This is a genomic window from Roseovarius sp. B-10 (assembly GCF_056859295.1).
Window position 1 is genome coordinate 204,132 of record NZ_JBSXOE010000040.1, and the last position, 14,126, is coordinate 218,257.

The 14,126-nt window shown below is 65.5% G+C and carries 11 protein-coding genes; 7 read left to right on the forward strand and 4 right to left on the reverse strand.

The window, feature by feature from the left end:
* Positions 1–37: 37 nt before the first annotated feature.
* Positions 38–1,858 carry an ABCB family ABC transporter ATP-binding protein/permease gene (locus tag AC13D8_RS17290; RefSeq protein WP_482969859.1) on the forward strand — a complete coding sequence of 607 codons (1,821 nt, stop codon included), beginning with the start codon at positions 38–40 and terminating at the stop codon, positions 1,856–1,858.
* Positions 1,859–2,016: 158 nt separating this feature from the next.
* Positions 2,017–2,601, forward strand: coding sequence for an HNH endonuclease (locus AC13D8_RS17295; protein WP_482969860.1), 585 nt, complete (start codon positions 2,017–2,019; stop codon positions 2,599–2,601).
* 75 nt (positions 2,602–2,676) lie between these two features.
* Here AC13D8_RS17295 and AC13D8_RS17300 read toward each other — a convergent pair whose 3' ends face one another.
* The 4 genes from AC13D8_RS17300 to AC13D8_RS17315 all read right to left on the reverse strand — a co-directional run bounded on the left by AC13D8_RS17300 (position 2,677) and on the right by AC13D8_RS17315 (position 6,003).
* Positions 2,677–3,264: a bactofilin family protein gene (locus tag AC13D8_RS17300; protein ID WP_482969861.1), complete on the reverse strand. Its 588-nt coding sequence runs from the start codon at positions 3,262–3,264 to the stop codon at positions 2,677–2,679.
* The gene (locus AC13D8_RS17305; RefSeq protein WP_482969862.1) at positions 3,254–4,573 is read right to left on the reverse strand and encodes a DUF5930 domain-containing protein; all 1,320 of its coding nucleotides are present in this window, start codon (positions 4,571–4,573) and stop codon (positions 3,254–3,256) included. Before AC13D8_RS17305 ends, AC13D8_RS17300 begins: the two co-directional genes overlap by 11 nt.
* A 144-nt stretch (positions 4,574–4,717) precedes the next feature.
* Positions 4,718–5,521 carry a ferritin-like domain-containing protein gene (locus AC13D8_RS17310; protein ID WP_482969897.1) on the reverse strand — a complete coding sequence of 268 codons (804 nt, stop codon included), beginning with the start codon at positions 5,519–5,521 and terminating at the stop codon, positions 4,718–4,720.
* 20 nt (positions 5,522–5,541) lie between these two features.
* Entirely contained in the window at positions 5,542–6,003 is a 462-nt protein-coding gene (locus AC13D8_RS17315; RefSeq protein WP_129433172.1) for a peroxiredoxin, read from the reverse strand.
* Between the two features lie 111 nt (positions 6,004–6,114).
* Here AC13D8_RS17315 and AC13D8_RS17320 point away from each other — a divergent pair, with 111 nt between their 5' ends.
* The 5 genes from AC13D8_RS17320 to lpdA all read left to right on the forward strand — a co-directional run bounded on the left by AC13D8_RS17320 (position 6,115) and on the right by lpdA (position 14,103).
* Positions 6,115–9,513 carry a YhdP family protein gene (locus AC13D8_RS17320; RefSeq protein WP_482969863.1) on the forward strand — a complete coding sequence of 1,133 codons (3,399 nt, stop codon included), beginning with the start codon at positions 6,115–6,117 and terminating at the stop codon, positions 9,511–9,513.
* Positions 9,510–10,589: a tRNA preQ1(34) S-adenosylmethionine ribosyltransferase-isomerase QueA gene (gene queA, locus AC13D8_RS17325; RefSeq protein ID WP_482969864.1), complete on the forward strand. Its 1,080-nt coding sequence runs from the start codon at positions 9,510–9,512 to the stop codon at positions 10,587–10,589. Before AC13D8_RS17320 ends, queA begins: the two co-directional genes overlap by 4 nt.
* A gap of 67 nt (positions 10,590–10,656) precedes the next feature.
* Positions 10,657–11,922, forward strand: coding sequence for an MFS transporter (locus AC13D8_RS17330; RefSeq protein ID WP_482969865.1), 1,266 nt, complete (start codon positions 10,657–10,659; stop codon positions 11,920–11,922).
* A gap of 93 nt (positions 11,923–12,015) precedes the next feature.
* Entirely contained in the window at positions 12,016–12,594 is a 579-nt protein-coding gene (locus AC13D8_RS17335) for a DUF924 family protein (RefSeq protein ID WP_482969866.1), read from the forward strand.
* Positions 12,595–12,708: 114 nt separating this feature from the next.
* Positions 12,709–14,103 (forward strand): dihydrolipoyl dehydrogenase, encoded by a 1,395-nt coding sequence (gene lpdA / locus AC13D8_RS17340; RefSeq protein WP_482969867.1) that lies wholly within the window; start codon positions 12,709–12,711, stop codon positions 14,101–14,103.
* The last annotated feature ends 23 nt before the right edge of the window (positions 14,104–14,126 follow it).

Here is a 14,126-nt window from a genome sequence, read left to right on the forward strand (position 1 = left end):
TATCTGTGGGGTCCGGCAGCAACGACAAAGGCCACCGATGCGCACCCCCAACCCCGAGTCTTATCCGTCAGAGCGCGGTGGATGGCGGATCATCCGCCGGGTCGTCCCCTACCTGTGGAGCGCGGAAGAGCCGTGGGTGCGCCGCCGGGTGGTACTGGCGCTGCTACTCTTGCTGGTGGCCAAGCTGGTCGCGGTGACGACGCCGGTGTTCTACAAGGTGGCGGTGGATGCGCTGGCGGGCGAGGGGCCAGGTCCGGCTTGGGCGCTGGGGGCGGGGGCCATCGGGCTGACCGTGGCCTATGGCATGGCGCGGCTGATGAACGTGGGGTTCCAGCAGGCGCGCGACGCGGCCTTTGCCAAGGTGGGTCAGCGGGCGCTGCGCAAGCTTGCGCTCGAGACCTTCCGCCATATCCACGCGCTTTCGCTCAGCTATCACCTGACGCGGCGCACCGGCGGGCTGAGCCGGATCATAGAGCGAGGGGTGAAGGGCGTCGATTTCCTGCTGCGCTTCCTGCTGTTCTCCATCGCGCCGCTGATCCTCGAATTGCTGATGGTGGGGGTGATCCTGTGGTTAGCCTTCGACATCTGGTATCTGGCGGTGGTGGCGGGGGTGATCGCGGCCTATGTTGCCTTTACCTTCAAGGTGACCGAGTGGCGCGTGCGCCTGCGCCGCGAGATGAACGACCAGGACACCGACGCCAACCAGAAGGCCATCGATAGCCTGCTCAACTACGAGACGGTCAAGTATTTCGGTGCCGAGGGGTTGGAGGCAGCACGTTACGACCGGGCGATGGCCGGCTACGAGCGTGCGGCGCTCATGACTGCCTATTCGCTCTCGTTCCTCAATTTCGGGCAGTCATTCCTTATCACCGGCGGGCTTGTGGCAGTGATGGTGATGGCGGCCACGGGCGTACAGGCGGGCACGATGACCGTGGGCGATTTCGTGATGGTCAACGCCTACATGATCCAGATTACCATGCCGCTCAATTTCCTCGGCACGGTCTATCGAGAGATCCGGCAGGCGCTGGTGGACATGGGCGAGATGTTTGACCTGCTTGATCAACCGCCCGACGTGCGCGAGCGGGCCGGCGCGCGACCGCTCGCCGTAGCGGGCGCGAATGTGCGGCTAGAGGATGTGCGCTTTGGCTACGATCCGGGCAACCCCATCCTCAAGGGCGTGACGCTGGATGTGCCCGCTGGCCAGATGGTCGCGGTGGTGGGACCGTCGGGGTCGGGCAAGTCGACTATCGGGCGGCTGTTGTTCCGATTCTACGATGTTCAGGACGGGCGCATCACGATCGACGGGCAGGACATCCGCGATGTCACCCTCGAAAGCCTGCACACGGCCATCGGTGTGGTGCCGCAGGACACGGTGCTGTTCAACGACACGATCGGCTACAACATCGGATATGGTCGCGACGACGTGACCCAGGCCGAGATCGAGGAAGTGGCGCGGGCGGCCCAGATACACGAGTTTATCGCCGGGCTTCCCGAGGGCTATGCCACGCAGGTCGGCGAGCGGGGGCTGAAGCTTTCGGGTGGAGAGAAACAGCGCGTGGGAATCGCGCGCACGCTCTTGAAGAACCCGCCGATTCTGCTGCTTGACGAGGCGACCAGCGCGCTCGACACCGGGACAGAGCGCGACATCCAGGACGCGCTTGCCCGCGCTGCGGAGGGGCGCACTGTCATCATGATCGCGCACCGTCTCTCGACGGTGGCGGGCGCCGATCGGATCGTGGTGCTGGAGGACGGTCGCGTGGCCGAGCAGGGCAGCCATGCCGACCTGCTGGCGCGCGGTGGTCGCTATGCAGCGCTGTGGCGGCGGCAGTCAGAGCAGGACCCGGGTGTTGCGGCCTGAGCGTGTCACATGGCGGTTACCTTCCGCGGCTATGGAATCGCTAGATGTGGCGCAATATCTAAGGCTTGTCAGGCGGTCGCCGCGATATATAGTAGTCTTAAGGGTGGGTGCATGTCTCGCCCGCCGCAAGAGAGGGCACCACTGGGGCTGTGAACGCGATGGACGGTGATTTCAGAAGCGAGTTCGTGAGAGAGCCGGCTGGACTGCGGCAGTTTCCGGCGCTGGTGCTCAATGCCGATTACCGACCACTCTCCTACTATCCTCTGTCGCTCTGGACCTGGCAGGAGGCGATCAAGGCGGTCTGGTCCGACCGCGTGGATATTGTCGCGCAATACGATCACTGGGTGCGCAGTCCGAGTACCGAGATACGCATACCTTCGGTAATCGTGTTGCGAGACTATGTGAAACCTCAGAAGCGCGTGGCCTTCACGCGCTTCAATCTTTTTCTGAGGGACGAATTCCGCTGTCAGTATTGTGGTGCAAAGGACAACCTGACCTTCGACCACGTGGTGCCGCGCGCCCGCGGCGGGCGCACAAGCTGGGAGAATGTCGTGGCCGCCTGTTCTCCGTGCAACCTGCGCAAGGGCGCGCGCAGCCTGCGGCAGGTTGGGATGAGCCTGCGCCGCCCGCCGCGTCCCCCCGGGGCGGAGGAGTTGCGCAACATGGGCCGCAAGTTCCCGCCCAACCACCTCCACGAAAGCTGGATCGACTTCCTGTACTGGGATGCCGAGCTGGAGGCGTGAGGGACGACCATCGCACACAACAAAGGCGCCGCTGCCGGGGCAGGGCGCCTTTTCTGTGTTGCGTCGGTTGCCGGATCAGCTCTGCTTGGCGTCCGCGGGCTTGGCAGCAGGTTGCACGCCGCCTTGCTGTGCAGCCGCCTGTTGCGTCCCACCCTGCTGGTGCTGGGCTGGGGCCGCCTGTGCGCCGCCCTTGGCGCCGGGCTTGTTGCCCGAGAGCGGATCGTCCTGTCGCTGCACCGACCCCTCGAAATGCGCGCCCGATTCGATGGCGATGGTCTTGTGAATGATGTCGCCCTCGACCCGCGCGGATGAGGTGAGCCGCACCTTGAGGCCGCGCACGCGGCCCACGATACGCCCGTTTACCACCACGTCATCGGCGATCACCTCGCCCTTGACGGTGGCACCTTCGCCGACGGTCAGCAGGTGCGCGCGGATATCGCCCTCGATGGTGCCCTCGACCTGGATGTCGCCGGTTGTGCGCAGGTTGCCGACCACGTGCAGGTCCGACGACAGCACCGACGCCGGCGGCTTGGCCTTGGGCGACGTGCTTCGCTGTTCGCCGCCGGTATCGACGCGGGGACTTTCGGTCCGCGTGTCCGTCGTGGCCGGCTTGGTCTCGGCGGGCTTTTGTGCGGGTTCGTTGATCTTGCTCTTAGAAAACATCTCTCGCAGCCTTGATATAGGTCATGGGGTTGATCGCCTTGCCATCCACCCGAACCTCGTAGTGTAGGTGGGTGCCGGTGGAACGTCCAGTGTTGCCCATATCACCGATCCGATCCCCGCGCGAGACCCTTTGGCCCTCGCGTACCCGGATTCTGGACATGTGCGCATAACGCGTTTCGATGCCGAAAGCGTGCTTGATCTTGACGAGTTGCCCGTAGCCCGACAGCCACCCTGCATGGGTCACAACGCCGTCGGCAGTGGCATGGATGGGGGCGCCGTGCGCTCCGGCGAAATCGGTGCCCGCGTGCAACCGCCCCCACCGCATGCCGAATCCTGAGGTGTAGCGGAACGCGCCCTTGACCGGAATCGCCAGCGGAACCTTGCCGGCGGCGAGGCGATAGAGGTTCAGCTCATCGAGCCGTGTCAGGATGCGGTTGGCGCGCGTGGCCTCCGGTGAGGGGGCGGTGCCGCGCGTAGAGAGCGAGATCGGGGTGAGCGGGCCACCCTGCCCGGAATAGCCCCGTCTTACCGTGTCGATCAACGTATCCGGATCGAGACCGGCCTTGCGAAACATCGTTTCCAGCGGCTCGACCGAGATGGTCATCGCGTCCTCGAGGCGGCTGAATATCTCGGAATTGCGCTCGTTCACGAGGCGCAACTCGAAGGCCATCTCCTCGGCGTCGCGCTGAGCGTCCTCGGCCTCGGCGAGGGTCTTGTCGCGCTCACGCGCCGCATCGGCGAGCGCGGTGGTCAGCACCTCAACCGTGGGATCGTCCGCTGGGCTGGTTGCGGCGCCGGGGTTCTCGGCCTTCCCGGCCTGGATTTGCGAGGTGAGGCGCGCGACCTTGTGCTGCGCATCTTCGCGCGCGGACATGGCGCGGCGCAAGGTGCCCTGGACCATCTCGAGCCCGGTTTCGAGCTCGCGTCGGCGCGTCTCGGAGGCGAGAAGTTCCGACTGCATGGCCGATATCTGCGCCAGCGCCGAGCTGAACCGCTCCTGCGCTGCCAACGCCTCCTGTGCCCGGCGGTCGCGCTCTTCGGCCAGCGCGTTGAGCCGCGCCTCGTAGGTCTGCAATTCGCGCTTCGCCTGCTCGCGGAAATTGCCCGCGCCAATGGAGTCCATCACCAGAACAGCGGTCGCGATGATCGTCCAGGCCACGATCGCACAGGTGCCGACAGCGGCGATGATCTGCGTGCCGGGGCGTAGCCGGATGAAGCGCGTGTCGGTGTCGGATCGCAGAAACACCCGGCGTTCGGGAAAATGACGTTCGAGAAGCTCGTGCAGTCGGATCGCCAGCGTCGGTTTCAATGTTGCGGTCTTTCTTCTGTCCCTGTCTGCATGTGTGCTTAGACAGAGGTGGCGAGGTGGGCAAGAAATTTGACCGCAAGCCCCGGATTCCGCGGAGGTTTCCCGCTCATTGGGCGGAAACTTGCCGATTGCGCCCCGGTTCGCTCAATCCTGAGTTGTCGGTCGCTCGGCGAGTGGCCAGTAGAAATCCGGTGGCAGCCCGGCCTCGGCGCGCTTCTCCTCGTTGAAGGGCGGCTTGAGGGCACCGTGGAAATAGCGGCGCACAAGGTCATGAAACACGTCCTTCGGGTCAAGATCGTGACGCCCGCACAGGAAATGGAACCATTTCGAGCCGTAGGAGACGTGGTGCACCTCCTCGGCGTAGATCACCTCCATCGCCTCGACGGCGCGTGTCTCGCCCGCGCGGGCAAAAATGTCGATCATGCCCGGCGTCACGTCGAGCCCGCGCGCCTCGAGCACCATCGGCACCACGGCGAGCCGCCCCATCAGATCATCGGCGGTGTCCTCGGCCGCGCGCCACATCCCGGCATGGGCGGGCAAGGCACCATAATGGCTGCCCATTTCCTCGAGGCAGTCACATATCAGGTTGAAATGCTTGGATTCCTCGTCAGCCGATTTTACCCAGTCATCGTAGAAACCGGCTGGCATCGGCGTATCGGCAAAGCGTGCGACGATATCCCAGTGCAGGTCGACAGCGTTCAGTTCGATATGCGCCACCGCGTGCAACATGGCGATCCGGCCTTGCTGGCTGCCGGGACGGCGGCGAGGGACGTCGCGGGGATCGAGCAACTCGGGTCGAGCGGGGCGTGCGGGGCGTGCGGGCGGCGTGGCGCGCCCCACGGGAGGCATGCGTCCCTCGGTTCGGGCCGCCTGCCACGTCGCCGCGTGCCGCCGCGACAGCGCCGCCTTGGCTCGACCGTCGGCGGTGGTCAGCACCTCGACGGCCATCTCTACGAGTGGTCGGTCGGTCACAGCGCGCGCACCGCCTCGAGCACCTCCTCGGCATGACCGGGCACCTTGACCTTGCGCCATGCGCGCGCGATGTGGCCCGCCCCGTCGATCAGAAAGGTAGACCGCTCGATCCCCATGAACTTCTTGCCGTACATGTTCTTTTCCTTCCACACGCCGTAGGCTTCGCACACCTCCGCCTCGGCATCCGACAGGAGCGGCACCGTGAGCGCGTGCTTGCCGCGGAATTTCTCGTGACTGGCAACGCTGTCCTTGGAAATGCCCAGCACCGTCGCGCCCGCAGCCTCGAACTCGGAGAGCAGGCCGGAAAACGCCACCGCCTCCTTGGTGCAGCCGGAGGTGTCGTCGCGCGGATAAAAGAACAGCACAACCGCGACGGGGCGCAGCGCCGAGAGCGTGACGCTTTCGCCGCCGTCGCGCGGCAGGGTAAAATCGGGGGCGATATCGGAGATGTCGGGCATGGGCGCTCCTTCGTGATGCGGCTTGTGATGACTCCTTGCCGAACGCATATTAGGTCGGGACGGGCAAGAATAAAGCCACGAGGCAGAGCCGGGCGCCAAAGGTGGCGCGGCATGACACGCATGAGCGAGCCAGAGACGCAACAGAGCGACCAGCGGGTATCCGGGGAGGTGCCGGATGGCGCGCGCGCGCGCGTGCTGCCGCGGCGCGGCCTGCTGCACCATTTCGGGCAATTGTGCCTTGGCTGCGTGGCGGTCGTGCTGATCGTCAGCGTTGGGGTGGTCGCGGTGCTGGCGGCGGGTGTCACCGCGCCGGGTTGGATGCGCGAGCGGGTCGAGCAGCGGATTGGCGCGGCGCTGCCGGAGCACCGGTTGAGTTTCGAGACGCTCACGCTGGGGCTTGACGGCGGGATGGTTCCGCAGGTGGTGCTGAAGGGGGTCACGCTCTTCGATGCCCAAGGCGTGCGGCTCGTCGATCTCGGGGCTCTCGACGTGTCGCTATCGCGGACGGCACTGTTGTCGGGCGACGTGTCGCTGTCGCGCGTTCGGCTCGACGGGGGGCGACTTATTCTGCGGCGGCGGGCGGATGGTGCCCTGTCGGTGGCGTTCGAGGCCAGTGACGGACGCGGTCGCCACCCTGGGCGCGAGGGCCGCTTTTCCGACCAGATCGGCAAGATGCTGTCGCAGCCCGCGTTGGCGCGGCTGAGGCAGATTGAGGCCGACAACATCAGCCTGCGCTACGAAGATGCGCGCAGCGGTCGGGCCTGGTCGGCCGATGGTGGGCAGGCAACGCTGAAACGCCAGGGTGACCGGATCACCTTGCGTGGCAACATCACCGTGCTTGGTGCGCGTGAATACGCAAGCGGTCTGGAGGTGAACTATACCGGCAACCTGGAGTCCGCGGTCGCGGAATTCGGCATCCGGTTCGAGGATGTCCCGGCCGGGGAACTGGCCGGGCAGTCGCCTGCGCTTGCATGGCTCGGGGCGGTGCAGGCCCCGATCTCGGGGGCACTGCGCGCAACGATTGACCAAGAGGGACGGCTGGGCCCGCTCAGCGCCACGCTTCAGATCGGGGCGGGCGCGTTGCGCCCCAACGCGGCCACGGTGCCGATTCCGTTCCGGTCTGCGCGGAGCTATTTCACCTACGATCCGAAGCGCGGGCAGATCGATTTTTCCGAGATATCGGTCGAGAGCGATTGGGGCACCGCCCGCGCCGAGGGGCGCGCGCGGCTTCTGGGCATGGAGAGCGGTTGGCCCGCCGCGCTTGAGGCGCAGGTGCGCATCGGAGAGATCGCGGCCAACCCCGCGGGGCTCTATCCCGGTCCGGTAGTATTCGAGGGGGCAGGCGCGGATCTGCGGCTCGAGCTTGACCCGTTCGCGCTCACCGTCGGCGATTTCCGGCTGCGGGACCGGGGCGAGGTGCTGCGCCTGTCGGGGGTAGCGCGAGGGCAGGCGGATGGCTGGTCGGTCGATGTCTCGGGACGGATGGAGACCATCGCTCCCGAACGCCTGCTGGAGTTGTGGCCCGTCACGATCAAGCCCAAGACGCGCACATGGATCGACGAGAATGTGCTCGGCATTGCGTTGCACGACATTCAGTTCGGTCTGCGCGGGGAGCCGGGACGCGCGCCGGATATGTTTCTCGGGTTCGGGTTCTCCGACCTCTCGACCGTCTATGTCCGTGAGGTGCCACCGATCGAGGCGACCTCAGGCCACGCCTCGATTCGGGACAATCGTTTCACCATCCATGCCGAGTCGGGCCACGTGACAGCGGCGCAGGGCGGACGGGTGGATATTTCCGGCACCAGTTTCATCATCCCCGATGTTCGCATCAAGAAGGGTCCCGCCGAGGCGCATCTGCGGGCGCGCGGCACGATCACTGCGGCGCTGTCGCTGCTTGATTCGCCGCCCTTCCGATTCCTTCAAAAAGCCGGGCGCCCGGTAACGCTGGCCGATGGCCGCGCGGACCTCACGGGGCGGCTCGATTTCATCCTCAAGCAGAAACTCACCCCGGAAGAGGTAGCCTTTGCGGTGACCGGCGAGATTACCGACATGCGCAGCGAGACATTGGTCAAGGGGCGCGTTCTGGCGGCGAGCGGTCTCTCGGTCGAGGCCGATAATGAGGCGCTCGCCATCGCGGGGGAGGCGCGAATCGGGCGCGTGCCGGTCGCGGGGACCTGGACCTTGCCTCTGGGGCCCGACACCGGCGGCGCGAGCCGCGTGAGCGGCGAGATCGAACTGTCGCAGCGGTTCCTCGACGAGTTTGGGATCACGCTGCCCGAGGGCAGCCTGACGGGCGAGGGGCGAGCAACTGTCGATATCGCTCTGGCGCGCGACGCGCCGGCGGAGTTTGCACTCACCTCCGATCTGATGGGGGTCGGCCTGGGGATCGCGCCGCTCGACTGGGCGCTGAGCCGCCAGGCCACCGGGCGGCTCGATGTTGCGGGCACGCTGGGCACGCCGTCGCAGATCGACACGCTGGCGCTTGAGGCGGGCGGGCTCCGGGCGCGCGGCGAGGTGCGGCTGTCTCCGAATGGCAGCCTCGTGCAGGCGCGGTTCACTCGCGTGGAAGTAGACGATTGGCTCGACGTGGCGGCCACGCTCGTCGGGCGCGGGGTGGGGCAGTCACCGCGGGTGGAGGTGACCGGAGGCACCGTCGATCTGCGACATGGCGCGCTCGGCGCGGGTGATGGCGGTGACGGCGGGCCGGTCAATCTGCAACTGGACGAATTGCGTATCTCCGACGGTATTGCGCTCACCGGGTTTTCGTCCACGCTGGAGACGCACGGCGGTGCGCGCGGCAGCTTTACCGCGCGGGTGAATGGGCGCACGCCGGTCGAGGGCGACGTGATTCCGACGAGCGCTGGGCGCAGCGCCTTTCGCATTCGCTCGGGCGACGCGGGAGGGCTGCTCGCGGCGGCGGGCATTCTCGAGGATGCGCGCAACGGCGTGCTCGACCTCAGGCTAACACCGGCAGGCGGCCCCGGCAGCTATGACGGCGTGCTCGCCATCGAGCAGTTGCGCGTCAAGCGGGCCCCGGCGCTGGCGGCGCTGCTTAATACCATCAGCATTGTCGGGCTGATCGAGCAGTTCTACGGACAGGGGCTGCACTTCACGTCCGTAAACGCGCGGTTTCGCCTGACGCCAGAGCGGCTGATCGTTACGCAGGGCAGCGCGGTCGGTGCGTCGGTGGGGATATCAATGGACGGCTATTACAACCTCGCCACCAAGCGAATGGACATGCAGGGCGTGCTGTCGCCGGTCTATCTGCTCAACGCCATCGGTGGGGCCTTTACCCGGCCTGGAGAAGGGCTTATCGGGTTCAACTTCACGCTTCGCGGTGCCTCCGAAGACCCGGCGGTTTCTGTCAACCCGCTCTCGGCGCTGACGCCAGGATTTTTGCGTGAGATGTTCCGCAGGCCGACCCCGCGGATGGAGGGAGAACCGCCGACGCCATCGGGCGGGGACCCATCCGACGAGGAGCCGCCGGCCTACCAGAGACAGGACCCATGAAGCTCGATGAATTCGATTTTGCCCTGCCCGAGGATCTTATCGCCACGCGGCCAGCCCGCCCGCGACGCGCGGCGCGGCTTCTGGTGGCCGAGGGTGACGCGATCCACGATTCCCGGGTCACCGATCTCGGAACGTGGCTGCGCGCGGGCGACCGGCTGGTACTAAATGATACGCGGGTAATTCCCGCTCGGCTCGCGGGGCGGCGTCATCGCGCGGGCGGTGTGGGGGCGGGGATCGAGGTCACGTTGCTGGAGCCGCAAGCCGACGGCACGTGGAGCGCGCTGGTCAAGCCGCTGAGAAAGTTGCGCGAGGGCGAGGAGATCACCTTTGCCTCCGGGCTCTCGGCGGTGCTCGAGGGGCGCGGCGAGGGGCAGGCGCGGCTGCGTTTCAACCTCGCGGGCGAGGATTTCGACGCTGCGCTTGATGCCGCAGGTGCTATGCCGCTGCCGCCCTACATCGCCGCGCGGCGGCCCGCCGACGACCGCGACCGCGAAGATTACCAGACCGTCTGGGCACGCCGCCCCGGTGCCGTGGCCGCCCCAACAGCGAGCCTGCATTTCGACGAGGTGGTGCTGGCCGACCTGGCCGCGCGGGGAGTGACGTTTTCCCATGTGACGCTGCATGTGGGGGCGGGCACCTTCCTGCCGGTAAAGGTCGAAGACATCACCACCCATCGCATGCACGCCGAATGGGGCGAGGTGAGCGAGCAGGTCGCGGCCGAGATTGCCGCCACCCGTGCGGCGGGAGGACGGATCATCCCGGTGGGCACCACCGCGCTTCGCCTGATCGAGACGGCGGCGCGCGACACCGGCGAGGTGGCACCGTGGCAGGGAGAGACCGACATCTTCATCTATCCCGGCTTTGCGTTCCGCGCGACCGATGCTCTGATGACAAATTTCCACCTGCCGAAATCGACGCTGATGATGCTGGTCAGCGCGCTGATGGGCCGCGAGCGAATTGCCGCAATCTATGCCCATGCCGTCGCCGCGCGATACCGATTCTTTTCCTACGGCGATGCATCCCTGTTGATCCCACCGCCCGGGCCTGACAACGGACAGAAGGCAGCGACCCGCTGAGTCGCAAACCGCCTAGACGCGTGCCGACCCGTCCTGCGACGGTCGCCCCGGATCATGGAGAAACGACATGCTGCAAGTGTTTTCGAGCGCATGGGCGCTGCTTCTGGGTATGATGCTCTTGCAGGTGGGCAATGGCATGCAGGGCACGCTGCTCGGCGTGCGCGGTGCGCTCGAGGGGTTTTCCACCACGCAGATGTCGGTGGTCATGTCGGCCTATTTCGCGGGCTTCCTGTTCGGCTCGCGCATGGCCCCCGAGATGATCCGCCGGGTGGGGCATGTGCGGGTCTTCGCCGCGCTCGGGTCGATGATTTCGGCGGTGCTGATCCTCTACCCCACCTTCGCCGACCCCTGGGCGTGGTCGGTCGGGCGCGTCGTGATCGGCTTTTGCTTCTCCGGCGTCTACGTGACCGCGGAAAGCTGGCTCAACAATTCGGCCACCAATCAGACCCGAGGCAAGGCGCTGTCGCTTTACATGATCGTGCAGATGGTAGGCATCGTCGCGGCGCAGGGCCTTCTGGTGCTGGGCGATCCGTCGGGCTATGTGCTCTTCGTCATCCCGTCGGTGCTGGTGTCGCTGGCCTTTGCGCCGATCCTTTTGTCGGTTAGTCCCACCCCCGCATTTGATACCACAAAGCCGCTGTCGCTGCGCCGGATCATGGCGATTTCGCCACTCGGCTGTGTCGGTATGTTCCTGCTCGGCGGCGTGTTCTCGGCGCAGTTCGGCATGGCGCCGGTCTACGGCGCCGAGGCGGGACTGAGCGTGGTGCAGATATCGATCTTCGTCTCGACCTTTTTCGTGGGCTCCTTGGTGCTGCAATATCCTATCGGCTGGCTGTCGGACCGAATGGACCGCCGCGTGCTAATCTGCGGGGCGGCCGTGCTGATGGGGGTCGGGGCGATGATCGGTTTCGTGCTAGGCGCGGTCTTTGTGCCGCTTCTGGTGACGGCTTTCGTCATCGGTGGCATGTCGAACCCGCTCTATTCGCTGCTCATCGCCTATACCAACGACTTCCTCGAGCATGACGACATGGCCGCGGCCGCCGGTGGAATGGTGTTCATCAATGGGCTGGGCGCGGTGACCGGCCCGCTGGTCACCGGCTGGCTGATGGGGGTGATCGGGCCGCGCGGATTCTTTGTGGTGATCGCGGTGCTGGCACTGTCGATTGCCGCCTACGCGGCCTACCGGATGACGCAGCGCGCCGCCCCGGCACCCGCGCAGACCGACAGCTATATGGCGGTTGCGCCATCGGCCTCGCCGATGGCGGTGGAATTTGCGCAGGAAGTGGCTATCGAAACCGCGCAGGAGGGCGAGGAGCCCGGAAAACCGGATTGAATATGTCCTTTTTGAAGCAATATGTTACTGTAATATTGCCGAAATCAGGGGTTAACGTGACAGTTACATGACGGGAAATCGAGGAGAGTCCCAATGGTGTCGCCCGACGAGGTGTTGCGGTTCTGGCTGGACGAGGTCGGTCAGAAAGGCTGGTATCAGAATTCGGAGGCGCTGGACGCGCAGGTGCGCGAGCGTTTTTCAAGCGCGTGGGAGAATGCCCGTGCGGGGACGTACGGCCTGTGGCTTACCTATCCAAGCGGCACGCTTGCCTACGTGATCCTCACCGACCAGTTCCCGCGCAACATGTTCCGCGGCGAGAGGCGGGCCTTTGCTACCGACCGTGCGGGGCTGACGGCGGCCAAGGTGGCGATCAACCGTGGCTGGGATGTCCGGATTGACGAGCCGGCGCGGCAGTTTTTCTATCTTCCGTTGATGCATTCCGAGAATCTCTGCGACCAGGAGCGCTGCGTGCGCCTGATTTGCGAGCGCATGCCGGTGTATGGCCCCGACAACCTGCTTCATGCCCGCGCGCATCGCGAGGTGATCCGCCGCTTTGGCCGATTCCCCTATCGTAACGCGGCGCTAGGCCGGGCATCGACCGCACCGGAACGCACATTCGAGGCCGAGGGCGGATATGGTGTGCTGGTCCGAGAGGTGACAGAGGCGGCGTGATTTCGGCCCTGCGCGGTGGGCAGACCTGCTTTTCGCGGGGTGTGCCTTTCCCTGCGTTGAGGTCTCGTGGGAAATAGTTTAACACCAAACTAGTTTCCGGCGAGGGAGGGCCACATGGCGTCTGACAGCTTTGACATGATCGTGATCGGCGCGGGGCCTGGGGGCTACGTGGCCGCCATCCGGGGCGCGCAGCTTGGCTTGAAGGTGGCCATTGTCGAGCGCGAGCACATGGGTGGCATCTGCCTCAACTGGGGCTGCATCCCCACCAAGGCGATGCTTCGCTCGTCGGAGGTGTTTCACCTCATGCACCGCGCCAAGGAATTCGGGCTGAGCGCCAAGGGTATCGGCTATGATCTCGACGCGGTGGTGAAGCGCTCTCGCGCGGTCGCCAAGCAGCTGAATTCCGGGGTTGGCCACCTGCTCAAGAAGAACAAGGTGACCGCCTACATGGGCGAGGCGAGCCTGCCCGCCAAGGGCCGTGTCAGCGTCAAGACCGACAAGGGCACCGAGGAGCTGAAGGCGAAGAACATCGTGATCGCGACCGGTGCGCGGGCGCGCGAGTTGCCGGGGCTGGAGGCCGATGGCGATCTGGTGTGGACCTACAAGCACGCACTGGTGCCGCCGCGCATGCCGAAAAAGCTGCTGGTCATTGGATCGGGCGCGATCGGGATCGAGTTCGCAAGTTTTTACAACACGCTTGGGGCCGAGACGACCGTGGTCGAGGTGATGGACCGCATCCTGCCCGTTGAGGATGCCGAGATTTCCGCCTTCGCCAAGAAGGCATTCACCAAGCAGAAGATGAAGATCATGGAAAAGGCAGCGGTCAAGCAGCTCGACCGTGAAAAGGGTAAGGTAACCGCCCATATCGAGACCGGCGGTAAGGTCGAAAAGCACGAGTTCGATACGGTGATCTCTGCCGTGGGAATCGTCGGAAATACAGAAGGGCTGGGACTTGAAGACTTGGGTGTGAAGGTCGAGAAAACCCACGTGGTGACCGACCCGCATTGCCGCACCGGCGTCGACAGGGTCTATGCAATCGGCGATATCGCGGGCGCACCGTGGCTCGCACACAAGGCCAGCCACGAGGGCGTGATGGTGGCCGAGCTGATCGCTGGCGGCAAGCCGCACGCGGTCGACCCCGACAGCATCGCCGGCTGCACCTATTGCCACCCGCAGATTGCCAGCGTGGGCCTCACCGAGGCGCAGGCCAAGGAGAAGGGCTACAAGATCAAGGTGGGCCGCTTTCCCTTCATTGGCAACGGCAAGGCCATTGCGCTGGGCGAGGCCGAAGGCATGGTAAAGACCGTCTTCGACCAGAGCACCGGCGAGCTTCTGGGCGCGCACATGGTGGGCGCGGAGGTGACGGAACTAATCCAGGGCTATATCGTGGGCCGCACGCTCGAGACCACCGAGGAAGAGCTGATGAACACCGTCTTCCCGCATCCCACGCTTTCGGAAATGATGCACGAATCGGTGCTGGACGCCTATGGGCGGGTGATCCATATCTGAGCCACGGTCGCGGAGGGTGCCGA

What these genes read in the sequence shown, in the direction of transcription:
- AC13D8_RS17320 (WP_482969863.1), top strand. Translation starts at nt 6,115, where the DNA reads ATGACACGCATGAGCGAGCCAGAGACGCAACAGAGCGACCAGCGGGTA.
- AC13D8_RS17290 (WP_482969859.1), top strand. Translation starts at nt 38, where the DNA reads ATGCGCACCCCCAACCCCGAGTCTTATCCGTCAGAGCGCGGTGGATGG.
- AC13D8_RS17330 (WP_482969865.1), top strand. Translation starts at nt 10,657, where the DNA reads ATGCTGCAAGTGTTTTCGAGCGCATGGGCGCTGCTTCTGGGTATGATG.
- lpdA (WP_482969867.1), top strand. Translation starts at nt 12,709, where the DNA reads ATGGCGTCTGACAGCTTTGACATGATCGTGATCGGCGCGGGGCCTGGG.
- AC13D8_RS17315 (WP_129433172.1), bottom strand. Translation starts at nt 6,003, where the DNA reads ATGCCCGACATCTCCGATATCGCCCCCGATTTTACCCTGCCGCGCGAC.
- queA (WP_482969864.1), top strand. Translation starts at nt 9,510, where the DNA reads ATGAAGCTCGATGAATTCGATTTTGCCCTGCCCGAGGATCTTATCGCC.
- AC13D8_RS17295 (WP_482969860.1), top strand. Translation starts at nt 2,017, where the DNA reads ATGGACGGTGATTTCAGAAGCGAGTTCGTGAGAGAGCCGGCTGGACTG.
- AC13D8_RS17335 (WP_482969866.1), top strand. Translation starts at nt 12,016, where the DNA reads ATGGTGTCGCCCGACGAGGTGTTGCGGTTCTGGCTGGACGAGGTCGGT.
- AC13D8_RS17300 (WP_482969861.1), bottom strand. Translation starts at nt 3,264, where the DNA reads ATGTTTTCTAAGAGCAAGATCAACGAACCCGCACAAAAGCCCGCCGAG.
- AC13D8_RS17310 (WP_482969897.1), bottom strand. Translation starts at nt 5,521, where the DNA reads ATGGCCGTCGAGGTGCTGACCACCGCCGACGGTCGAGCCAAGGCGGCG.